This window comes from Stappia sp. G46H5W (genome assembly GCF_058448995.1).
Genome location: NZ_JBZFLL010000001.1, coordinates 505,827 through 526,239, shown reverse-complemented (window position 1 = coordinate 526,239; position 20,413 = coordinate 505,827). Strand labels below are relative to the sequence as shown.

The 20,413-nt window shown below is 66.9% G+C and carries 22 protein-coding genes; 13 read left to right on the top strand and 9 right to left on the bottom strand.

The genetic code is table 11. The annotated features are described in order from the left end of the window. Window positions 1-50: 50 nt before the first annotated feature. Entirely contained in the window at window positions 51-389 is a 339-nt protein-coding gene (locus ACVJ6E_RS02165) for a helix-turn-helix domain-containing protein (RefSeq protein WP_120269288.1), read from the bottom strand. A 64-nt stretch (window positions 390-453) separates the two neighbouring features. Here ACVJ6E_RS02165 and ACVJ6E_RS02160 point away from each other — a divergent pair, with 64 nt between their 5' ends. Next, window positions 454-1,275, top strand: coding sequence for an alpha/beta fold hydrolase (locus ACVJ6E_RS02160; RefSeq protein WP_120269090.1), 822 nt, complete (start codon window positions 454-456; stop codon window positions 1,273-1,275). Window positions 1,276-1,282: 7 nt separating this feature from the next. Here ACVJ6E_RS02160 and msrB read toward each other — a convergent pair whose 3' ends face one another. Then, a complete protein-coding gene (msrB, locus tag ACVJ6E_RS02155; protein ID WP_067338948.1) occupies window positions 1,283-1,699 on the bottom strand; it encodes a peptide-methionine (R)-S-oxide reductase MsrB in 417 nt (138 codons plus the stop codon). A gap of 237 nt (window positions 1,700-1,936) precedes the next feature. Between msrB and ACVJ6E_RS02150 the strand changes: the two genes are divergently transcribed. The 8 genes from ACVJ6E_RS02150 to ACVJ6E_RS02115 all read left to right on the top strand — a co-directional run bounded on the left by ACVJ6E_RS02150 (window position 1,937) and on the right by ACVJ6E_RS02115 (window position 8,629). Then, window positions 1,937-4,327: a putative monovalent cation/H+ antiporter subunit A gene (locus tag ACVJ6E_RS02150; protein ID WP_120269091.1), complete on the top strand. Its 2,391-nt coding sequence runs from the start codon at window positions 1,937-1,939 to the stop codon at window positions 4,325-4,327. Continuing rightward, on the top strand, window positions 4,324-4,743 hold the full coding sequence (locus tag ACVJ6E_RS02145; protein WP_120269092.1) for a Na+/H+ antiporter subunit B: 420 nt from the start codon (window positions 4,324-4,326) through the stop codon (window positions 4,741-4,743). The genes ACVJ6E_RS02150 and ACVJ6E_RS02145 overlap by 4 nt, the downstream gene beginning before the upstream one ends. Next, the gene (locus ACVJ6E_RS02140) at window positions 4,743-5,120 is read left to right on the top strand and encodes a Na+/H+ antiporter subunit C (RefSeq protein ID WP_120269093.1); all 378 of its coding nucleotides are present in this window, start codon (window positions 4,743-4,745) and stop codon (window positions 5,118-5,120) included. Before ACVJ6E_RS02145 ends, ACVJ6E_RS02140 begins: the two co-directional genes overlap by 1 nt. 2 nt (window positions 5,121-5,122) lie before the next feature. After that, a complete protein-coding gene (locus ACVJ6E_RS02135; protein ID WP_120269094.1) occupies window positions 5,123-6,706 on the top strand; it encodes a Na+/H+ antiporter subunit D in 1,584 nt (527 codons plus the stop codon). Continuing rightward, entirely contained in the window at window positions 6,703-7,179 is a 477-nt protein-coding gene (locus tag ACVJ6E_RS02130; protein ID WP_120269095.1) for a Na+/H+ antiporter subunit E, read from the top strand. The genes ACVJ6E_RS02135 and ACVJ6E_RS02130 overlap by 4 nt, the downstream gene beginning before the upstream one ends. After that, window positions 7,176-7,541 carry a cation:proton antiporter gene (locus tag ACVJ6E_RS02125; RefSeq protein ID WP_120269096.1) on the top strand — a complete coding sequence of 122 codons (366 nt, stop codon included), beginning with the start codon at window positions 7,176-7,178 and terminating at the stop codon, window positions 7,539-7,541. Before ACVJ6E_RS02130 ends, ACVJ6E_RS02125 begins: the two co-directional genes overlap by 4 nt. Further along, entirely contained in the window at window positions 7,538-7,873 is a 336-nt protein-coding gene (gene mnhG, locus ACVJ6E_RS02120) for a monovalent cation/H(+) antiporter subunit G (protein ID WP_120269097.1), read from the top strand. Before ACVJ6E_RS02125 ends, mnhG begins: the two co-directional genes overlap by 4 nt. Before the next feature lie 339 nt (window positions 7,874-8,212). Continuing rightward, window positions 8,213-8,629 carry a Ros/MucR family transcriptional regulator gene (locus ACVJ6E_RS02115; protein ID WP_120269098.1) on the top strand — a complete coding sequence of 139 codons (417 nt, stop codon included), beginning with the start codon at window positions 8,213-8,215 and terminating at the stop codon, window positions 8,627-8,629. A 143-nt stretch (window positions 8,630-8,772) separates the two neighbouring features. Here the strand turns inward: ACVJ6E_RS02115 and ACVJ6E_RS02110 are convergent, their stop codons facing one another. The 3 genes from ACVJ6E_RS02110 to ACVJ6E_RS02100 form a co-directional block, all read right to left on the bottom strand. Further along, window positions 8,773-9,825: an ABC transporter ATP-binding protein gene (locus ACVJ6E_RS02110; protein WP_120269099.1), complete on the bottom strand. Its 1,053-nt coding sequence runs from the start codon at window positions 9,823-9,825 to the stop codon at window positions 8,773-8,775. A 130-nt stretch (window positions 9,826-9,955) separates the two neighbouring features. Further along, window positions 9,956-10,843: a hypothetical protein gene (locus ACVJ6E_RS02105; protein ID WP_208996700.1), complete on the bottom strand. Its 888-nt coding sequence runs from the start codon at window positions 10,841-10,843 to the stop codon at window positions 9,956-9,958. Window positions 10,844-10,898: 55 nt separating this feature from the next. Beyond that, window positions 10,899-11,123 carry a hypothetical protein gene (locus ACVJ6E_RS02100; protein ID WP_120269100.1) on the bottom strand — a complete coding sequence of 75 codons (225 nt, stop codon included), beginning with the start codon at window positions 11,121-11,123 and terminating at the stop codon, window positions 10,899-10,901. A 287-nt stretch (window positions 11,124-11,410) separates the two neighbouring features. Between ACVJ6E_RS02100 and ACVJ6E_RS02095 the strand changes: the two genes are divergently transcribed. From ACVJ6E_RS02095 to ACVJ6E_RS02085, 3 genes are all read left to right on the top strand, one after another. Further along, window positions 11,411-12,622, top strand: a complete 1,212-nt coding sequence (locus ACVJ6E_RS02095) for a DUF2336 domain-containing protein (RefSeq protein WP_147421867.1) — start codon at window positions 11,411-11,413, stop codon at window positions 12,620-12,622. Window positions 12,623-12,754: 132 nt separating this feature from the next. After that, complete coding sequence (locus ACVJ6E_RS02090) at window positions 12,755-13,732, top strand: ABC transporter substrate-binding protein (RefSeq protein WP_491676406.1); 978 nt, start codon at window positions 12,755-12,757, stop codon at window positions 13,730-13,732. A gap of 7 nt (window positions 13,733-13,739) precedes the next feature. After that, window positions 13,740-15,455 (top strand): ABC transporter permease, encoded by a 1,716-nt coding sequence (locus ACVJ6E_RS02085; protein ID WP_120269103.1) that lies wholly within the window; start codon window positions 13,740-13,742, stop codon window positions 15,453-15,455. Window positions 15,456-15,461: 6 nt separating this feature from the next. Here ACVJ6E_RS02085 and ACVJ6E_RS02080 read toward each other — a convergent pair whose 3' ends face one another. The 4 genes from ACVJ6E_RS02080 to ACVJ6E_RS02065 form a co-directional block, all read right to left on the bottom strand. Further along, window positions 15,462-15,734, bottom strand: a complete 273-nt coding sequence (locus ACVJ6E_RS02080) for a hypothetical protein (RefSeq protein ID WP_120269104.1) — start codon at window positions 15,732-15,734, stop codon at window positions 15,462-15,464. A gap of 96 nt (window positions 15,735-15,830) precedes the next feature. Then, window positions 15,831-16,172 carry a DUF1491 family protein gene (locus ACVJ6E_RS02075; RefSeq protein ID WP_120269105.1) on the bottom strand — a complete coding sequence of 114 codons (342 nt, stop codon included), beginning with the start codon at window positions 16,170-16,172 and terminating at the stop codon, window positions 15,831-15,833. A 51-nt stretch (window positions 16,173-16,223) separates the two neighbouring features. Continuing rightward, on the bottom strand, window positions 16,224-17,135 hold the full coding sequence (locus ACVJ6E_RS02070; RefSeq protein WP_208996701.1) for a peptidoglycan-binding domain-containing protein: 912 nt from the start codon (window positions 17,133-17,135) through the stop codon (window positions 16,224-16,226). 23 nt (window positions 17,136-17,158) lie between these two features. Further along, a complete protein-coding gene (locus tag ACVJ6E_RS02065) occupies window positions 17,159-19,006 on the bottom strand; it encodes a sensor histidine kinase (protein ID WP_120269106.1) in 1,848 nt (615 codons plus the stop codon). Window positions 19,007-19,320: 314 nt separating this feature from the next. Here ACVJ6E_RS02065 and ACVJ6E_RS02060 point away from each other — a divergent pair, with 314 nt between their 5' ends. After that, the gene (locus tag ACVJ6E_RS02060) at window positions 19,321-19,815 is read left to right on the top strand and encodes a DUF5330 domain-containing protein (protein ID WP_120269107.1); all 495 of its coding nucleotides are present in this window, start codon (window positions 19,321-19,323) and stop codon (window positions 19,813-19,815) included. The last annotated feature ends 598 nt before the right edge of the window (window positions 19,816-20,413 follow it).

Here is a 20,413-nt window from a genome sequence, read left to right as displayed (position 1 = left end):
CAAGCCCGTCTCGCCCGTAAATGTTCCGCAATTGGGGCGGCGCTTACCTTTCAGCCTTCCAGATCCCGCTTCAGCCAACTGAGAAAGTCACGGATAGCTGCCTCGTTGCGGCGGCAATAGGACCACTTTCCCTGCCGCCGGACCGCGAGGAAGCCTGCCTGACGCAACAGGTCGAGATGCCGGCTCGCGGTCGGCTGGGCGATCCCCAGAGCCTCGGCGATCAGGCTCATGCAGACGCCGAACGAGACCGGATCCGCCGAGACCTGCCCGGAGAAATGTGCCGCCGGATCCCGCAGCAGCCGCAGGATCGTCATGCGCACGTCGCTGGAAATCGCCCGCAGTTGCGCCTCGCGCAGGCGGTCGTCTGGGGCGGAGGTTGTTTCGCTCATGCGGATATTCATATAGTCATTTCGCTAAATGTAAATATGAAGAGGCTTCCCGGGAGGACGATTGATGCGTCTCGATCTGCCGAACACCACCATTGTCGACGGCTCCGCCATCCGCTGGGGACGTGCGGGCGATGGCCCGCCGCTTGTCGCCATCCACGGCACGCCGTTCTCGTCCCAGGTCTGGCGGCGGATCGTGCCGCATCTGGCTCCGCACTGGACGGTCTACTGGTTCGACCTTGCCGGCTATGGCCGTTCGGAAATGCGGGAGGGGCAGGATGTCTCGCTCGGCGTGCAGAACGGCGTTCTGGCGGCATTGTTGCGGGAATGGGGGCTGGAGCGGCCGCATGTGCTGGCTCATGACTTCGGTGGGGCAACGGCGCTGCGCGGTCACTTCCTCGACGGTCTTGCCTACGCCTCGCTGACCATCTTCGATGCGGTGGCGCTGGCGCCATGGGGCTCGCCGTTCGTCCGTCACGTGCGCCAGCACGAGGCCGCCTTCGCCGGGGTGCCGGCCTACATGCACGACGCGCTCGTCGCCGCCTACCTGAAGACCTCGGCCTACCGCCCGCTCGATGACGAAGTGCTGCGCATCTATGCCGAGCCCTGGACGGGGGAGCTGGGCCAGCCCGCCTTCTACCGGCAGATCGCCCAAATGGACCAGCGCTACACCGACGAGGTCGAACCGCTGTATCGCCGGATGGACTGCCCGGTCACGGTGCTGTGGGGCCAGAAGGACGGCTGGATCCCGCTGGAGAAGGGCCACGAGCTCGCCGCACGGATCTCCGACCAGCCGCTGATCGCCATACCGGAGGCGGGCCATCTGGTTCAGGAGGACTGCCCGGAAGCCATCGTCGCGGCAATGCTGCGACAGCTGCCGGGCGCCTGAGGCGGGTTTACGCCTCGTCTTCGTCGAGGTGCAGCGCCGTGCCGTTCATGCAATAGCGCAGGCCCGTCGGCGGTGGGCCGTCCGGGAAGACGTGGCCGAGATGGCCGTCGCAGGTACCGCAGCGCACTTCCGTACGCACCATGAAATGCGAGCGATCCTCGTATTCGCGCACCGCGTCCGGCGTCACCGGCTCGAAGAAGCTCGGCCAGCCGCAGCCCGCATCGAACTTGGTGTCGGAGCGGAAGAGGGGCGTGCCGCAACCCGCGCAGGAATAGAGCCCGCCGCGAAACACATTCCAGTAAGGGCCGGTGAAGGGGCGCTCGGTGCCGGCCCTTCGCAGCACATGAAACTGTTCCGGTGTCAGTTCGGCCTGCCACTCCTCGTCGCTCTTCTCGAGTTTCTTGTGCTCTGTCGCGTTCGACATGTGCGGACTCCGTTAATGAAGTGACAACCCCGACAAGCAGAAATAGGAACCGCCAGCCCCTGCGACAATAGGCTTTGTGATCGGGTCCGAAAACTGTAAGGCCCCGGCCCTAAATCGCTTGCCCGGCCTGTTGTGCTGGTTATATGTGAGGCAAATCTTCATGAACACTGCCGTAGCATGGGCTGATTCGTCAGATCACCCGGCTGTTGGGCCCGTTTCATATCTTTGGGGAGGAACATGTCGATCACAGGCCCTGAGGCGACCTTCGCCGCCGTCCTCGCTCCCTTCGCCGCGGCGGCGATTGCTCCTTTCGCGACCCGGCTGCTGGGAGCCAATGCGGCCTGGCCGCTGGCTGTCGTGCCAGCGGCGATCTTCCTGTTCTTCGCCGGCCTCGTGCCGGAGGTCGCAGGCGGCGCCAGTTTCACCCCCGCCGTCGACTGGGTGCCGGCCTATGGCGTCAGCTTCTCCTTCTATGTCGATGGCCTGTCGACGCTTTTCGCCCTGCTGATCTCAGGGATAGGCACGTTCATCATCCTGTATGCCGGCGGCTATCTGAAGGGCCATCCGCATCAGGGCCGCTTCCTCTCCTTTCTGTTCCTGTTCATGGGCGCGATGCTCGGTCTGGTGCTCGGCAACGACCTGATCACGCTGTTCATCTTCTGGGAACTGACCTCGATCACTTCCTTCCTGCTGATCGGTTTCGATCATCTGCGCGCCGCCTCGCGCCGTGCTGCGCTGCAGGCGCTGGTGGTGACGGGCGGCGGCGGCCTGCTGCTGCTGGCCGGTTTCCTGATGATCATCGCGCTGACCGGCGTTTCCGACATGGCCACGCTGGTTGCCGGCGGCGATATCCTGCGCGAGCAGGCGCTCTATCCGCTGGTGCTGCTGCTGGTGCTGGGCGGTGCCTTCACCAAGTCGGCGCAGTTCCCGTTCCATTTCTGGTTGCCCAATGCCATGGAGGCGCCGACCCCGGTCTCCGCCTTCCTGCACTCGGCGACCATGGTCAAGGCCGGCGTCTACCTCCTGATGCGCATGCATCCGGTGCTCGGCGATACGGCGATGTGGACGACGATCCTGCCGATCTTCGGCGGAACCACGCTGCTGGTCGGCACGCTGCTTGCCGTGCGCCAGACCGACCTGAAGCTGATGCTCGCCTACACCACGGTCGCCTCGCTCGGCCTGCTGGTCATGCTGACCGGCACCAGCTGGGACAAGGCCATCGAGGGCGCGGTGCTCTATCTGCTCGCCCACTCGCTGTTCAAGGGTGCGCTGTTCATGGTCGCCGGCACCATCGACCACGAGGCGGGCACCCGCGACGTGACGAAGCTCGGCGGCCTGCGCAGCGCCATGCCGATCACCTTTGCCGCCGCCTGCCTTGCGGCGCTGTCCATGTCGGGCCTGCCGCCGTTCGTCGGCTTCATCGCCAAGGAATACCTTTATGCCGGCACCTGGGGTGCGACCGGCGCGCATCAGGCGGTGACCGCCGTTGCGGTGATCGGCAACGCCCTCATGCTGGTGATCGCCGCTGCCGTGGCGCTGAAGCCGTTCCTCGGACCGAAGGTCGAGACCCCCAAGCATGCGCATGAAGGGCCGGTTCTGCTCTTCGCGGGGCCCGTGGCGCTGTCGCTGGCCGGCCTTGCTGCGGCCGTGATGGCGCATGCGACCGGCGTCTACTTCATCTCGCCGGTGGTGTCCTCCGTGCTCGGCACGGCAACCGAGGTCGAGGTCCACCTCATCCCCGGCTATATCGGCGCGGCGCTCATCCTGTCGCTGGTGACCGTCGCGCTGGGCATCGTCTTCTATCTCAAGCTCGACACGCTGCGCGCCGCCATGGCCCGCACGCTCGCTGCGATCGGCTGGGGCCCGGACAAGGGCTTCGATCAGGTGATCGCCGGCATCGTGTCCTTCTCCGGCGGGTTCACGCGGATCGTCCAGGGCGGGCGGATGGACGTCTACATGACGCTCACCTTCCTGGTCACCGCGCTGGCCCTCCTGGTGCCGCTTACGCTGACCGGCAACTGGCCCTCGGTCGCGTCGATGCCGGACTTCCGCTTCTACGAATGGGGCATCCTGGCAATCGCCGCGAGCGGCCTGGTCGCGGTTCTGGTGGCCAAAACCCGCCTGACCGCCATCGTCTCGCTCGGCATCCAGGGCTTTGCGGTCGCCGTCATCTTCATGCTGTTCGGCGCGCCCGACCTCTCGTTCACCCAGTTCATGGTCGAAACCCTGTCGGTGGTGATCCTGGCCCTGGTGATGACGCGCCTGAACCTGCGTCCGCGGGACCATCGGCCGATGGTGCCGCGGATCGTGCAGGGTGCCATTGCCCTCGGCGTCGGCGTCGGTCTTGCCGGTCTGCTGATGCGGATCACCGAGCTGTCCTTCGATCGGTCTTTGTCGGACTTCTTCGAGGCCTACAGCCGCACCATCGCCCACGGGCGCAACATCGTGAACGTGATCCTCGTCGACTTCCGCGGCTTCGACACGTTCGGCGAGATCGCCGTGGTCATGCTCGCCGGCCTGTGCGTACTGGCCCTGATCCGGGTGCGACCGAAACACGCGCGGGAGGAGGCGCTCGACCGCGCCGCCGGTGACGAGGCGCTGCAGAAGAGCGGGGAGGCACGCCTGTGAAGACGGTCATCTTCCGCACCATTGCTCCCTATCTGGCGGCGCTGATGGTGCTTTTCTCCATATTCGTGCTGTTGCGGGGCCACAATGAGCCCGGCGGCGGCTTCATCGGCGGGCTGATCGCCGCCTCGGCCTTTGCGATCTACGGCATTGCCTGCGGCGTCGCTGCCGTGCGCCGGGCCATCACGTTCCACCCGATGAGCATCTCCGCCTCCGGCCTCTTCCTTGCCGGCCTGTCGGGCCTGCCCTCGCTGTTCACGGGCCAGCCCTTCATGACCAGCCAGTGGTGGTATGTCCACATGCTCGGCGTCGAGGTGCCGCTGTCCACGCCGCTGTTCTTCGACATCGGCGTCTATCTCGTGGTCGTCGGCTCGATCTCCTCGATTGCCCTGGCCCTCGAAGAACGGGAGAGCGACTGATGGAAGCCGCCTTTGCCATCCTTATCGGCATGTTCTTCACGGTTGCAGTCTATCTGCTGATGTCGCGTCAGCTGGTGCGCGTGCTGCTTGGCATCGCCATTCTCGGCAATGCGGTGAACCTCTTGATCTTCACCTCCGGCCGCTTGCTGCGCGAAGTGCCGCCGGTCATCCCGGAGGCCCTCCAGGTTCCGGAGGGAACGATCGCCAATCCGCTGCCCCAGGCGCTGATCCTGACGGCGATCGTGATCTCCTTCTCCTTCTTCGCCTTCCTGCTGGTGCTGTCCTTCCGCGCCTACCAGGAACTCGGCACCGACGACGCGGTCGAAATGCGCGTCGCCGAGCCGACCGGTGAAACCGCCCCGCCGCAGGGATACTGAGCATGGCCGCTTCCGACTACTCCGTTGATATTTCGCAGGCCATGCGGATGGATGCGGTCCCGCCGGGCGACTGGCTGATGATCGCGCCGCTGGTGATCACCATTCTCGGCGGCGCGCTCTGCCTGATGACGCGCAAGAACACTGCCTCCCAGCCGAAGATCGCGATCATCTTCCTGACGCTGCTGGTCCTTGCCTGCGCAGGCTTGCTCGCCCGCGTTCTCGACAAGGGCGTGCTGACCATGGTCGCCGGCAACTGGCTGCCACCCTTCGGCATCGCCTTCACCGTGGACGCGATGGGAGCGACGCTTGCGCTGACTTCGTCGATCGTTGCGCTCGCCGCGGCTGTCTTCGGCATCAACGATATCGACAGTTCCGGGCGGCGCTACGGCTTCTATCCGTTCCTGCTGCTGCTGATGACCGGCGTCTGCGGCGCCTTCCTGACCGGCGACATCTTCAACCTCTATGTCTGGTTCGAGGTGCTGCTGATCTCGTCCTTCGGGCTCCTGGTGCTAGGCAACGAGCGCGCCCAGCTGGACGGTGCGGTCAAGTATGCCCTGCTGAACATCATCGCAACGACGCTGTTCCTGATCGCCACGGGCCTTCTATACGGCATTCTCGGCACGCTCAACATGGCCGACATCGCCCGCAAGGCGGCGGCCGGCGGCGTCGATGGTCCGCTGATGACGGTCGCGGTGCTCTACTTCCTGGCCTTCGCCATGAAGGCGGCTGCGTTCCCGGTGAATTTCTGGCTGCCGGCCTCCTACCACACGCCGCGTATCGTCGTGGCCGCGGTCTTCGCCGGCCTTCTGACCAAGGTCGGTGTCTATGCGCTGCTGCGCATTTTCGGTCTGCTGCTGCCGGATGCCCGGCTCATGCTGGCGGACCTGATCGCCGTGGTCGCCATCGCCACCATGCTGACCGGCGTGATCGGCGCGCTGGCCCAGACCGACCTGCGCCGCCTGCTCGGCTACCTTGTCATCTCCGGCATCGGGTCCATGCTGGCGGGGCTTGCCATGGGAACCGGCCCGGCCATGGCAGGCGCGATCTTCTATGCCGTCCATTCGATCCTGGTGATGACCGCGCTCTACATGACCGCCGGTGTCATGCGGGCGCTCGGGGGCTCCTATTCGCTGCGCGAGCTGGGAGGACTTTACCGGGCGAGCCCGCTGCTCGGGGCCGTGTTCCTGATGCTTGCCTTTGCCGTTTCCGGCCTGCCGCCGTTCTCCGGCTTCTGGCCCAAGGTCCTGCTGGTCGACGCGGCGCTGCGCGACGGGCACGGCTGGATCGCCGGCGCGATCCTGCTCACCGGCCTGCTGACCACCATCGCTGTCGGCCGGGTGTGGATCTACGCCTTCTGGCGCGGCGGTGCGGAAGGCACGGCCGACGGCCAGCTCACCGCCTCGCTCGTCGTTCCGCGTGAGGTTGGCGGTGCGGCCGTGTGGCTGCCCATCGCCCTGCTGCTCGGCCTGGTGGTGGTGATCGGCCTGCAGCCCGAGTTCATGATGCAGGTGGCGCAGCGCGGCGCCACGACCCTGGTCGAGCCGCTCGGCTACCTGCGGTCCGTCTTCGGAGACATCGTCCAATGACCGGCCTTTTCCTCATCAACATTCTGCTGGCTCTCGCCTGGGGTGCCGTGACCGGCAGCTTTGCCGAGGTCAACCTCTTCTTCGGCTTCGTGCTCGGCATGATGGCGCTGTACATCATCCGGGAGCAGGTCGGGTCCGACCGGTACCTGCGTCGCTTCTGGCAGATCGGCACGCTGGCGCTGCTGTTCATCTATGAGCTGGTGCTGTCCGCGCTGCGCGTCGCCGCCATCGTGCTGCGGCCGAAGATCGAGCTGAAGCCGGGCATCATCGCCTATCCGCTCACCGTGGACCGGGATTTCGAGATCACCATGCTCGCAAACCTGATCACGCTGACGCCCGGGACCCTGTCCGTCGACGTCTCCGACGACCGCCGCACGCTTTATGTCCATTGCATCGATGTGCCGGACAAGCAGGCGACCATCGACGACATCAAGAACGGTTTCGAACGCAAGATCCTGGAGGCCTTCCGATGAGCGGCCTTGGCAATTTCTCTTCCGACTTCCTGGACGTCTGCGTCAGCATCTCGCTTGCGATCCTGACCGTGTCCTTCGTCCTGATCGTGCTGCGCATCGTCAAGGGACCGACCTTGCCGGACCGGGTGGTGGCACTCGACATGCTGGTCGCCGTCGGCATCGGCTTCATCGCCGCCATCGGCGTGCAGACCGATTACTACCTCTATGTCGATATCGCGATCGCACTCGGCCTTGTCGGCTTCCTGGCGACCGTCGCTTTCGCCCGGTTCGTGCTGAACCGGGGCCTTGCCAAAGATCCGACGATCGTCGACGAGATCCGCGATGTCCGGACCAAGACCGCGCAAGGGGAGGCGGGCCGATGACCCCGGTTTATGAGATTGCCGTCGGCGTCGTCCTCGTTGTCGGCTCGATCTTTTCCCTGATCGCCACCATCGGCCTGCTGCGGCTGAAGGACGTCTACATGCGCATGCATGCCGGTTCGAAGGCAGGCACGCTCGGCTCCGGCCTGATGCTGATCGCGCTGGCTGTCCATGCCGGCGAGGTCGATGTGCTGACCCGTGCGCTGGCCGGTGTGGTGTTCTTCCTGCTGACGGCTCCCGTCGCCGCGCATCTGCTGGCCAAGGCCGCCTACCAGGCCGGTTACAAGCCCTGTGCTGATACGCATATCGATGAGATGGCGGACGACCGCAAATGACGTTACGGCCCGCGCCGCTCTACCGGCGCGGGCTTTTTCTTGGCAGGGCAACTGCCCAGATTTCGCCTTTATATTCGGGATCTGCTTTTCGTGTTTTTGCGAATTCTAAACCGGCCTTGGCAATCGTTTGGCATTTGGGCCAAGCTACATGGGTTTCATTGAAAAATTTCTCTTGTGGTCGCCATTTTGTCGATATATACGACACTCATGGGTTTCGGTCGGCAGAATCGAAGTCAGATATTATCTCGCGTCAGTATCCCAACAGTACGCTGAGCTTGTCTGGTCGTAATTTTTGTCGGTCTATTTCGCAAAGTCCCGAATAAACTGATGGGTGGAATAATGACTGATACGGTCGCCGACGACAATCTTATCGACCTGACCGCCGACATCGTCTCGGCCTATGTCTCCAACAACACTGTCGCTTCGTCCGACCTCGCCGGTCTGATCAACGAGGTGTACGGTGCCCTCCAGCGCACCAGCGGTTCGACCGTCGAGCCGGAGCCGGAGCCGCTTCGCCCGGCCGTGCCGGTGAAGAAGTCGGTGACCCCCGACTACATCATCTGTCTTGAGGACGGAAAGAAGTTCAAGTCGCTGAAGCGCCACCTGCGCACGCATTATGATATGTCGCCGGAAGAGTACCGCGAGAAGTGGGGTCTGCCGACCGACTATCCGATGGTGGCGCCGAACTATGCGGCTGCCCGTTCGGAACTGGCGAAGAAGATGGGCCTCGGCCAGCAGCGCAAGCGCGGCAAGTAAGCCCGATCCGGAAGCTTCGAGCGGCTGCAGGGCCGTGCCGAAGGTTCCAGCGATCAAGGTCTTCAGAAGTTCAGACCGCTGCGGAGCAATCCGCGGCGGTCTTTCTTTTTTCAAACTGTCTGCAGAGAAGAAGGCAGGGGCGCTCAGCCGCTTTGCGGCAGCAACCAGCCGCCCGCGATCCGTACCGGAACCTTGTCGCCGGGGGCAACCTTTCGGGCAAGATGCAGGACTAGCGGCTCGTCGATACCGGGCAACTCGGCAGTGGCCTCGAAGAATCCGCCGCGATAGCTCGCATGCAGGATCGTCGCGCTCAGCGCGCCGTCGCCGGCCTCGGCCCGGATGTCTTCCGGGCGCAGCATTACCTTGCCGGCTCCCGGGCGCGCATCGGCGGGTGCGCGCACCTCGAGCACCTGACCGCCCGCTCGCACCCGTGCCGTTTCGTTTTCCGCCGCTTCCACGGTCACCCTTGTCAGGGCCGAACGGCCGATGAAGCGGGCGACCCGCTCGCCGGCGGGGCGCAGATATACTGTCTCGGGACTTGCGGCCTGCAATAGCCGTCCGTCCCAAAGGATCGCGATGCGGTCGGCCAGCGCCATTGCCTCGCGCTGGTCGTGCGTGATGTAGAGCGTCGTCGCGCCCGTCTGGCGGTGGAACAGTGCGAGTTCCTCCTCCATCGACTGGCGCAGGTGCGGATCAAGATTGGCCAGCGGTTCGTCCATCAAGATGGTGCCGGCCTGCTGGGCAAGGCAGCGGGCGAGGGCGACGCGCTGGCGCTGGCCGCCCGACAGCGAGGCGGGCTTGCGCGCGGCGAAAGCCGACAGGCCCACCTTGTCGAGGCTGGTCTCCACCCGCGCCTTTCGCTCGCTGGCGGCAAGGCCGGCGCTCTCCACCGGAAAGGCGACATTGTCGCGCACGCTCATATGCGGCCACAGCGCGTAGGACTGGAACACCACGCCGACATTGCGCGCTTCCGGAGGCACATGGCGGGAGGCAGAGGCGACCGTCTCGCCGCCGATGGCGATCTCGCCTCCGTCGGGCGTCTCAAGGCCGGCGATCAGCCGCAGCAAGGTGGACTTGCCGCAGCCGGACGGTCCCAGAATGGCGAAGAAGCTGCCTGCCTCGACGTCCAGCGTGATGTCGGAAACGGCCGTCTGCGGGCCGAAGCGCTTGGTCAGCGCGCGAAGGGAAACCGACATGGGGCTCCGGTGCTGTGCTCAGGGAAGGAGGGCGGCGTGGCGATCTGCTTAACCGTGCAGGCGCCCGCCCGCAAGCGCGCCCCATCGCATGCTTGTGTGAGGATTGCGTGACAGCGTGCCGCCTTGCGGCTCACTTTTGCGGCGCCGGCCGCTCCGTGCCCCAGTTGGAATAGATGCGCGAGCGCCGCGTCTCCTCTTCCTGGCCGTAGCGATTGATCGCCTCGCAGCCCTTTTCAAGCAGCACCACCTCGGCGGCGAGCTTCTTCCAGGCGACATTGGCGTCCCACACCTTGTTGTGCGAGGGCGTTTCGATCTCCAGCGCGTCGATGGCGTTGCGGTAGGAGACGAGACGGTAGCGCAGCGCCTGGCTGGCCCAGTCGATATAGCGGCGGTTCTCCCAGACCCGCGCCTGCGCGCCGGCCAGTTCTTCCTTGGTGGAGATGTCGCGGCGGCCGAGTGCGCGCAGCCGCTCCTCGTCGGCGGCCATCACCCGCGTCGCCACTTCGCAGAAGGGCGGCACCAGCGCCGCATCGGCCAGGGCATCGGCGGCCACCTTGTCGTAGCGCACCTCGCTGGAGCGGTACTTGTCCGAGCGCAGATAGGAATAGTAGCGGTCGGGATCGAGCTTGTTGGCGGTCTCCGGCAGGATCCGTGTGCGGATCAGCTCGGTGCGCGTGCCCTCGATCCAGTCTTCGCTCGCCGGCGGGCGGATCAGCGTCCAGCCGCGGTCGCGCAGCTCGCGCTCGTCGTCCGTGAGGTTGAAGCGCGACATCGGTTCGCCGCGCGCCACCGCCAGCTCCGAGCCGACCTGCGGCATCAGGCGGTCGTGGATGATCGACGGGGCAGGGCGACCGAAATCGCCCGTCGGCCGCTGGCAGGCGCCAAGCACGAGAAGGGACAGGCTGGCCGAGGCAAGCAGCAGCGTACGCCAAGACGCAGGGCGCAGTGCGTTCTGTCGCCTCGCGGGCCCCGGCTTCCTTGCCGTGGCCGCTAGCACTGTCGGACGGCGGATCGTCACGCTTTGCTCTTTCCCGTCGTGGCCTGCACGCCCCGGACGGGGCGGGCGGTCCGGCTCAGTGAGCCTTGCCGGGATCTCGCTCCGGACCCGGATGCCCAAGGCTATCCTGTTTGCGCCCGATTCGCGCGCCGATATCAAGCGCTTCGACGTCGTCGTGGCGCTCGATCCTCACGCCAGGAAAGATGACGATTTCGGCCGAGACATGGCGGCCGCGCGGCATGGCCCGACGGGCGAGGCGCCCCGACCGATAGCCGCAATGAAAGTTCAGCACGGTGCCCATAGCATCCTCCATGAGCCAACCCGGTGCGCATTGGCGCTCCGGCCCCAGACCCCTGGCAGGTCACGCGAAACCAACTGCCGTAAGGTTAGTAGGAGCGAGTCAGGGTTAACAACTCGCTAACGCTTTTCTGGCAGTTTTACGCAGTTCGCTACCGGAAGGTTCATCTCGTAAAGGACCGATGGCGGCGGGCGCGTGTAAATGCGTAGCGCAGGCAGTCCCGGCCCGTGTCCAGTTCTTTCGACGTTTCAGCCAAGTCCTTGTCCCCTGGCGCTGTCCCCGAGGAGAGCGTGCAGGATCGCCGTCGCCCGCATCACAGGGCGATGGAGGGCGTGCTCGACCTGCCGATGGAGCCGGGCGAGGCCCGCAAAGCGGGGCTTCTGCTGGCCGCCACCGAGCTCTATGTCGCCCGCCAGGGGCATGACACCTCGCAGCGCCGCATCTTCGCCGAGCTTTTCCGCCAGTTGCTGCCCGAGACCCCGGCCGAGCATCGCCTGACCATCGCGCATCTGCTTGCCGCGGCGCCCGAGGCGCCGTCCGAATGCCTCAGCCTGCTGACCGCGGATCCCGACAGCGAGATCGCCGCGGCGGCGCTGGCCGGCGAGACCGCCTTGCCCGAAACCGATCTGATCGCCCGTGCTGCCAGCGGCGATACCGCCGTGCACCGGGCCATTGCCGCGCGCTCGCAGATGCCGGCGAGCGTTGCCGGCGTCCTGCTGCGCCATGCCGATGCGCCGACGCTGAAGGTCCTGCTCGCCCGTCCCGACTGCCCGCCGGACGAGCATGTTCTGGAGCTGCTGTCGGCACGCGAGGACATGCTGCGCGCATTGGCGGCCGACCTTGCGCGTCGCCATGCTCTGCCCGCGCCGCTGCTCTTTGCCCTGTTTCTGGATCTCGACAGCGCCGGCCGGATGGAGGCGATCGCGGCGGCGGAAGCACGCGCGCTTGCCGAACTCGCCCGTCGCGGCGACCCGAAGCTGCTCAACGTCGCCTTCAAGCCCGCCGTGCTGGAAGCCCTTGTCGAGGCGGCGCTCTCCGGCGGCCTTGCCGTTTTTGCAGCTCGGCTCGCCCATGCGCTCGCGCTGCCGGCGGAAACCGCCGCCCGCATCGTCGACGACCCCGGCGGGGAGGCCCTGGTGCTGGCGTTGCGCGCACTTGGCACCGGCGACAGCGAAAGCGGTCGCATCCTGGTGCGGGTGCTCGGCCAGACCGCCGCGCTGGAGCATTTGCGCGGCCTCGTCGCCCTGCATGACCGTGTTACCCCGCGTGCCGCGATGATGGTGATGGAGGGGCTGCATGCCGGCCCCGCCGCCACCGTGGAACAGCTGGTAGCAGCCCGCGAGGAGGCGCCGCGCGCCGCGCTCTCCCGCGGGCGCGCTGCCGGTCTCGCATCGCCCTATGGCGGCCTGTCCCATGCCGAGCGCCGCGATGGACAAGGCGGCCGGCCGCTCGCCCCGTCTGCCTCTCCCCTGGCGTCCCCCTCGCGCCGCGATGCCGGTTGAGGCAGGCGAGCCTCGTAAAAAATCCCGTGCGTCTGGGCCGGGGCACAAGAAACTGTTACATGCGCCTGCTATGGCCCCTGTTCGCCCGCTCGCGACGAACGGGACATCACGCCATTCACGGGGTTTCGCATGATCAAGACCAAGCTGCTCGCAGCCCTCATGACGGTTTCGCTCGCAACGCCGGCCTTCGCCGACCTGTCCGGCAAGCTGGTGCTGTACACGTCCCAGCCCAATGCCGATGCGCAGCAGACGGTCGATGCCTTCAAGGCCAAGCATCCCGGTCTCGAGATCGAGTGGGTTCGCGATGGCACGTCCAAGGTGATGGCCAAGCTCCAGGCCGAGTTCGCCGCCGGCGAGCCGCAGCCGGACCTGCTGCTGATCGCCGACACGGTGACCATGGAGAGCCTGAAGAAGGAAGGCCGCCTGCTCGCCCACGAGGGCGCGGACGTCTCCGCCTACGATCCGGCGATCATGGACAAGGACCGCACTTACTTCTCCACCAAGCTGATCACCACCGGCATCGTCTACAACACCGGCGCCTCGATGGTTCCCGCGTCCTACAAGGACCTGTTGAAGCCGGAGGCCAAGGACAGCTTCGCAATGCCCTCGCCGCTGACCTCGGGCGCGGCAACCATCCACATGGTTTCAGTGACCAGCCATCCGGATCTCGGCTGGGCCTTCTACGAGGGGCTGGCGGACCAGGGCGCGCTTGCCCAGGGCGGCAATGGCGGCGTCTACAAGGCGGTTGCCGGCGGTGAGAAGCTCTACGGCTTCCTGGTCGACTTCATGGCGATCCGCGGCGCGGCGGAAGGTGCGCCGGTGGCCTTCGTGTTCCCGGAAGAGGGCGTGTCCGCCGTCACCGAGCCGGTCGCGATCCTCAAGACCGCAAAGAATGTCGAGGCTGCCAAGGCCTTCGTCGATTTCCTCATCTCGGAAGAGGGCCAGGCCCTTGCCGCCTCGCAGGGCTACCTGCCGGCGCATCCGGGCGTGCCCGCGCCGGAGGGCTTCCCCTCCCGCGACAAGATCAAGCTGCTGAACTTCGATCCGGCTGCTGCGCTCGAGGGCGATGCCGCCAACAAGATGAAGTTCGAAGAGATCTTCGGCGGGTAATCCAGGCTTGCGCAGGTCGTCCGCCTTCACGTTTCCCGGCGGCGAGGGGCTCTCCCTCGCCGCCGTTGCCTTTCTGGTCACGCTGCTGTGCGGCGTGCCGCTGGCGTTGCTCTTTGCCATCGGCCTGACGGGCGAGGGCGGGTTGTCGCTCGGCCCGCTTGCCGACACGCTCGCGTCGCGCTCCGTGCAGCGGGCGCTGTGGAACTCGCTGGAAAGCAGCTTTCTCTCCGCCTGCCTTGCCACCGTGCTCGGCACCGTGCTGGCGCTGGCTCTCGGGCTGACCAACGTGCGGGCCAAGGCACCTCTCGTCTTTCTTATCCTGCTGCCGATGATGATCCCGCCGCATGTGACGGCGATCGCCTGGAGCCAGGCGCTGGGACCCGCATCCCCGGTGCTGCAGGCGCTGGGGCTGGCGCCGGCGGCTGGCGCGCCGCATCCGGTCTACTCGCTGACGGGCCTCGTGGCGCTGCTTTCCTTCCAGCACATGCCCATCGTCTTCCTGGTGGTGCGGGCGGGCCTGCGCGCCTTCCCGCGCGAACTCAGCGATGCCGCCCGCGTCTCCGGTGCCCGTACCCCGCGGCTGTTGTGGCGCATCACGCTGCCGCTGCTGGCGCCCTCGCTATTGGCCGGATTTGTCCTCGCCTTCGTCAGCGCGCTCGGCAATTTCGGCATCAACGCGCTGATCGGCATTCCCGCCCGCTACACCACGCTGCCGGTGCTGATCTGGCGCCGGCTCGCCGGCTACGGCCCCTCGGTGATCGGCGATGTCGCGCTCATCTCCATGCTGCTCGGCATCGTCACCCTCGGTCTGGTAGCTATCCAGGTCCTGCTGCAGCGGCGCATGCGCAACGCGCTCGTCGGATTGCCGCAACAGCCGCTGGCCGTCGATCTCGGCCGTGCCCGTCTTCCCGTAGAGGCCTCCGTCTGGATGCTGCTGGCGGCCACCTTGCTGCTGCCGGTGCTCTCGCTCTTTGCCACCTCGTTGATGCGCACCTACGGCCTGCCGCTGGTCGCAAGCAGCCTGACGCTGGAGAATTACGCCGAGATCCTGTTCCGTCAGGCGGTAACGCTGCGCGCCTTCGCCAACTCGACGGTGGCGGCCGCGCTGGCGGCGCTCCTGATCGCCGGTCTGTCGATTGTGCTCGGCTATTTCCTGGCCATGCGCCGCGGCATGGCGCGCCGGCTGGCCGGACTGGTCGCTGCCCAGGCCGATGTCGCCTATGCGGTGCCGGGCCTCGTCATGTCCATCGCCTTCATCCTGATGTTCCTGCGCCCGCTGCCGGTGCTCGGCGTCAGCCTCTACGGCACCATGGCGATCATCCTGCTGGCCTATGTGGCGGTGTTCCTGGCCATCGGGCTGAACTCGGTGATGGCCGCCTACATGCAGGTGGATGCCAGCCTCGACGATGCGGCGCGCGTTTCGGGTGCCGGCTTCTTCCGCCGCCTGGCGCGGGTGCATGCGCCGCTGGTCGCCCCGGCTGCCGCCTCCGGTGCGATCCTCGTCTTCCTCACCTCCTACAACGAGGTGACGGTCTCCGCGCTCTTGTGGTCGAGCGGCAACGAGACCATCGGCACGACGATCTTCAACTACGAGGATGGCGGCTACACGACGCTTGCCGCCGCCATGTCGAGCGTCACCGTGGTGGCGACCGTGCTGGTGATGCTGGCGGTCAACGCGCTCGCCCGCCATGTGCCGGCAGGCGCCATTCCCTGGAAGGACTGAGGGGGACTATCGTGGCGGCAGCGAGCCGCGCGCGTTCGCTTCGGCAAGAACTGCACCGAGCGCACGGGCTTGCCGCAAGGCCAGAAGGCGGTTCGGGTCATGGGCCCAGGAGCCGGCAAGGCCGAGCTGGCGCTCCGCCGCTGCTGCCCGCTCCAGCCAGCGGATCTGTTCGGTGGGAGATATCCCCGCCGGCACGCCGAGCCGCGCCGTCACCCTCGCATGGATGTCGCAAAGCGGGATATCCCCGTCGCTGCTGCAGCCTGTATATTCCTTCCCCATCGGCCCCGCTCTCGTCGTTCGCAAGCCAGTATGCGGTCGGCGGGCAGGGGCGGGGATAGAGTTCGGCGACAGGGGCCGGCGGGAAGGGATCGGCGCTCAGTCCGGGGCGACGTCCCAGAAGGTGCGGCCGTTGCGCTCCTCGATCTCGACCACCCAGATATCGGGATCCATGCGCCGCTCGGAGGCAAGCCGCGCTTCGACCTTTTCCCGCTCCGCGCGCTCGGCCAGGCGCTCGAACAGCCGGTCGCCGACGGGCGCGTCCATGAACAGGCTTTGCGGGGCAGGGCCGTAGAGATCGCAGGTGCCGTCGCGCCGGTCGACCACCAGATAGATGGCGCCGGCTTCCTCCGCGCCCCTGGAGACCACGCCGGCCCAGGCGTTCTCGCCGAAGCAGCGACGGATCAGGGCCGAGACCCAGAAACCGGAAGTCAGGCGCATGGCAGTCCTTTCACAGGCGCAGCCGGGCGGTCAGCCCGGCCCGCCCTGGCCTTACAGCGGCCGGCCGAGCACCTTTTCCACCTCCTGCTCGACCATCGGGCCGAGCGCGCCGGTGATGGCGAGGCCCCGGTCGAGCTCGAACCGGCGGATGGCATTGGCGGTCTGTTCGCCGGCGAATCCGTCGACGCTGATCGGACCATAGCCCATTTCCGACAGCGCCGCCTGCAGGCGGGCGATGCGGGCGCGGTCGCCCGACAGCGCGCCGGCGCCGACCGAGGCGGGCGGCACGGGGCCTGTGGTTGCCGGTGCCGAGACGGTCTGCGCGCGCGGCGCAGACGGGGCCGGCATCGGCGGCGTGACCCGGGTGGTGCGCACCGACCCGGTCGTCGGGTTCGAGGCCTGGGAGGCGGCCGGCGCGGAACGACCGGATGACGAGTGACCCGGCGCCGTTTCCGGCGGCAGCGGGGGCAGGGGCGGCAGGTTGTCCACGGCCCCGCCGGTATCCATGGCAAGGCGGGCCAGTAGCGCGGTATCGATATCGCCGGTCTCGGCAAGGCCGCGCGCACGCTGGTAGGCGCGCACGCCACGCTCCGTCGCCGGGCCGTTCAGCCCGTCGAGCAGTCCGCCATACATGCCAAGGCGCCGCAGCTCCATCTGCACGTCGCGCACCAGCCGCTGCCGCTCCAGCTGCGCCTCGGTGACGACCGGTGCGGCCGGCGCGCTGACCGGCGCATCGCGGGTCGCGAACAGCGGCGCCGGGTGACGACCCGACTGGAAGGCGAGGGCATTGGCGACGATGAGACCGCCGGTCAGCGCCATGACCAGCCAGCCGCCGGTTGCGACCGGATTGTCGAGCGCCACCGCACCGAGGCCCTGCGAGGCCGGACGCGCGGGAGGCAGCGGTTCGTGCCGTCGTCCACGCCGGGCGGCGGGAGCGGGCTGGTTTCGGGGCGAACGGCTCATTCTCTCAGTCTTCTTCCTGGCGCTCATGCGCTGCGCTTGATGTCATGTCCCGTGCTGCGGACGGCCTCCCCCCGGGGCGCCGCAAGTCTTTGCGAAAGTGTCGGCCGCGGGGCGGGGGCCCCGGTGTTCGTGGCCAGCGTGGGCAGGGCGATGCTGACGCAGGTGCCTTCTCCCTCGCGGCTGTCCAGCGTCATGCGGCCGCCGCTCAAGGTGGTCAGGCCCTTGACCACGGCAAGGCCGAGGCCTGCGCCGTCATGCAGCCGGGCGAGGCCGGCGCTTGCCTGCACGAAAGGCTCGGTGATCCGCTCGTGGTCGGCGGGTGCGATGCCGATGCCGCTGTCGCGCACGCCGAAGACGAAGCCCTGCGGCTCGCTGCGGGCGAACAGCACGACGCGGCCGCCCTCCGGCGTGAACTTCAGCGCATTCGACAGCAGATTCAATGCGATCTGGCGGCAGGCGCGCGGGTCGGCACTGACCTCGCCGAGCGTCAACGGCAGGTCGGACGACAGGCGCAGGCCGAGGCGCGCGGCCTCCGGCTCCATCATCCGGCGGCAGCTGTCGAGGCAGGTCCGCAGGTCGAAGCGCTCGGCGACGAGATCGTAATGCCCGGTCTCGATCCGCGCCATGTTGAGCATGTCGTTGACCAGCTGCAGCAGGTGGCTGCCCGATTGGTGGATCGTGCCGGCATAGTCGCGCACCCGCTGCGGCTCGGTGGCGGCGCCGTTCGGGGTATCCGCCCGCAGAATGTCGGAGAATCCAAGGATCGCGTTGAGCGGCGTCCGCAATTCGTGGCTGACGGTGGCCAGGAACCGGGAGTGGGCCTCGCGGGCCTTGCCGGCCTCGGCGAGCGCGGCGTCGCGCTCGTTGGCGAGCGTCGTCTCGGCCGTGACGTCGCGCAGGACGCTGAACACGTCCCCGCCGCCGTCCGGCGCCGGATGCACGGTCAGCTCGGCAACGACATAGGCGGGCCGTCCTGCCTCGCCCGGCTGGTTGATGCCCCGGCGCAGGCGCAGGCGCAAGCTCTGGACCGCGCCTTCCGAGGCAGCGTCGCTGAGGGCCTTGAGATAGGCGGGACGGTCGCCGACATGGACGCGGGCGAACAGTCCGTCGCCGGCCAATTCCCGCGTGGCGGCGGCCGGATGGCCGAGCGCAAGGATGCGCGCGGCGGCCTCGTTCGCCTCCTCGACGCGCCCGCCGGTGCCGTGCCGCAGCACGGCTTCGCCGGTCAGCCGCGCGGCAAGCTCGGTGCGCGCCTCGCGCAGGACAAGTTCGCTCTCGCGCCGGCGGGTGGCCGCGCCGACGCGCAGTGCCAGCAGGGCTGCGTGAAGCACGGCGAGCGTTGCCGCTAGCAGGGAAACGGGCAGGAAGCCGCCGATCGGGGCAGCGGCAGCGGGCATCGCTAATCCGGCGAGCGAGGGGCCGATGGCCATGGCCAGCGTCACGGCGGCGACGAGGGCAATGCCGCGCCGGCGGCCGGCCAGCGCCGCTTCGACGGGGGCGAGCACGAGCAGGGGCAGCACCGGCGATTCGCTGCCGCCCGTCAGCGCGGCGAGAACGCCGAAGCTCACCGCGAAGAGCAGCGCCGAGGCGATCTGCCCCCGGGCAAGCTGCCCCGTGCGCGAGACATACATGGCCAGCGGCAGGTGCGCGGTCAGCCAGCCGAGAATCAGGGCAACCGCAAGGGTGGTGATTCCGTTGAAGGCGAGCATGAGCGGCAGCAGGGCGAGCGCCAGCGCGCCGCAGGCGAGATGGCCGCGGATGAAGGCGCCGTGGCTGGCGCGGGCGGCCGCTTCATGGGCCGCATCCGGGTGAACCAGGGCATCGACATGGCTTGCCGCAAGCCTCAGCCGATCCTGCAATGCTGGCATCATTCTTGTCTTTCCGGCGCGCGGCCGTTTGCTCGACGTGTCTTGCCTTGATGGTCACAGGAACGGCTTAAGGAACCATGAAACCTCAAGTTTTCGCGGTGGAGCGGCAGGGCAGGACGGCCCGCCGGAGGCCCCTTGGAAAATCGATAAAATTTGAGACAAATTTTGCGAAAACTCGTCTCGAACTTGCCGAAAATTGAGACGGGCGACTCAACCCGGCGTTGGAGGATGCGTGCTACATTGCGGGCATAACGGATCCGGCGACCGCATGTCGGCGACCGGCCCCGAAGCAGAAATGACAGCCAAGGGCGGCAACCATGTTCTTTCTTCTCAGATGCGCATTCTGGATCGCGCTCGTGCTTCTGATCCTGCCGATCGACACCGGCGAGGACGGCAAGGAGAGCGCCGGCATCAACCCCGTGACCGCGTTCTTCGCGGCCCAGTCGACGATCAGCGACCTGTCGGGCTTCTGCGAGCGCAATCCGCAGACCTGCGAAACCGGCGGCCAGGCGATCTCGCAGATCGGCGCCAAGGCCAAGGTCAGCGCGCGGATGATCTATGAGTACCTCGACGAGAACGGCGAACTGACCACCGGCACGACCGGCACGCTGACCGCGACCGACCTGGAGCCGGTCTGGAGCCTGCCGGGTGGCGCGCCTGCGACCACCGGTACGACCGGCAGCCCGGCGACCGCCGAAGCCGCAGCGCCCGCACCCGTTCAGCAGCGCTCGGCCCAGGTTGCGCCGATCCCGGCGCCCGGCCATGGCCCGGTCCCGCTGCCCCGTCCCAAGGGTGCCGACCGTCCGGTCTGACCCGAAGCTCTTTCCCGGCGACCCTCTCTGGCAGGGGACCCGCCGACGACGACCCAGGGCCCGGCGACCCGTTTCGCCGGCCGTCAATCCCCGGTCCGGCGGGAGCGCCCGCCGCCTGGGATTGCCCGCAAGCCTCTTGACGTTTTTTGCGCAAACTGAAGGCGGATCCTTCCGCCGCCCGCGGGTGAACTGCTGCCCTGTTCGCCCGCGGGCTTTTTGTTTTGGCGAAATCTTCCTGCTAATAGAGGGTATTGGGTAGCATATGGCAAAGGAACGTCGCCTGTAGGCGAAAAGCAGCATGGAACGCTTGCGATGTGTCGAAGCCAGAAAAACTGATTAAAAACAATTGATAAGCGTAAAAATTAGCACGGAAATAGCAATGAAAGCCGCTGGCAACCAGATCGAATTGAGCTTCAATCAGCCAATAAATACGAGGCGCAAAAAACAATTCAAGGCGCGGAACTGTTATTTAAAATCGCCTACCTACTGTGCTCACTGCCAAGCGAAAGTGTGATAAATAGGGGAACGGAGAAAAGGCGAATCTGGAATTTTGCTGCTTAAAAAGCTAATATGTAGACCAGTGAAGGGGCGTCCTCAG

Excerpts from the sequence above, each read along its gene's own strand:
- ACVJ6E_RS02165 (WP_120269288.1), bottom strand. The coding sequence starts at position 389 with ATGAGCGAAACAACCTCCGCCCCAGACGACCGCCTGCGCGAGGCGCAA.
- ACVJ6E_RS02160 (WP_120269090.1), top strand. The coding sequence starts at position 454 with ATGCGTCTCGATCTGCCGAACACCACCATTGTCGACGGCTCCGCCATC.
- msrB (WP_067338948.1), bottom strand. The coding sequence starts at position 1,699 with ATGTCGAACGCGACAGAGCACAAGAAACTCGAGAAGAGCGACGAGGAG.
- ACVJ6E_RS02150 (WP_120269091.1), top strand. The coding sequence starts at position 1,937 with ATGTCGATCACAGGCCCTGAGGCGACCTTCGCCGCCGTCCTCGCTCCC.
- ACVJ6E_RS02140 (WP_120269093.1), top strand. The coding sequence starts at position 4,743 with ATGGAAGCCGCCTTTGCCATCCTTATCGGCATGTTCTTCACGGTTGCA.
- ACVJ6E_RS02135 (WP_120269094.1), top strand. The coding sequence starts at position 5,123 with ATGGCCGCTTCCGACTACTCCGTTGATATTTCGCAGGCCATGCGGATG.
- ACVJ6E_RS02130 (WP_120269095.1), top strand. The coding sequence starts at position 6,703 with ATGACCGGCCTTTTCCTCATCAACATTCTGCTGGCTCTCGCCTGGGGT.
- ACVJ6E_RS02125 (WP_120269096.1), top strand. The coding sequence starts at position 7,176 with ATGAGCGGCCTTGGCAATTTCTCTTCCGACTTCCTGGACGTCTGCGTC.
- mnhG (WP_120269097.1), top strand. The coding sequence starts at position 7,538 with ATGACCCCGGTTTATGAGATTGCCGTCGGCGTCGTCCTCGTTGTCGGC.
- ACVJ6E_RS02115 (WP_120269098.1), top strand. The coding sequence starts at position 8,213 with ATGACTGATACGGTCGCCGACGACAATCTTATCGACCTGACCGCCGAC.
- ACVJ6E_RS02110 (WP_120269099.1), bottom strand. The coding sequence starts at position 9,825 with ATGTCGGTTTCCCTTCGCGCGCTGACCAAGCGCTTCGGCCCGCAGACG.
- ACVJ6E_RS02100 (WP_120269100.1), bottom strand. The coding sequence starts at position 11,123 with ATGGGCACCGTGCTGAACTTTCATTGCGGCTATCGGTCGGGGCGCCTC.
- ACVJ6E_RS02080 (WP_120269104.1), bottom strand. The coding sequence starts at position 15,734 with ATGGGGAAGGAATATACAGGCTGCAGCAGCGACGGGGATATCCCGCTT.
- ACVJ6E_RS02075 (WP_120269105.1), bottom strand. The coding sequence starts at position 16,172 with ATGCGCCTGACTTCCGGTTTCTGGGTCTCGGCCCTGATCCGTCGCTGC.
- ACVJ6E_RS02070 (WP_208996701.1), bottom strand. The coding sequence starts at position 17,135 with ATGAGCCGTTCGCCCCGAAACCAGCCCGCTCCCGCCGCCCGGCGTGGA.
- ACVJ6E_RS02065 (WP_120269106.1), bottom strand. The coding sequence starts at position 19,006 with ATGATGCCAGCATTGCAGGATCGGCTGAGGCTTGCGGCAAGCCATGTC.
- ACVJ6E_RS02060 (WP_120269107.1), top strand. The coding sequence starts at position 19,321 with ATGTTCTTTCTTCTCAGATGCGCATTCTGGATCGCGCTCGTGCTTCTG.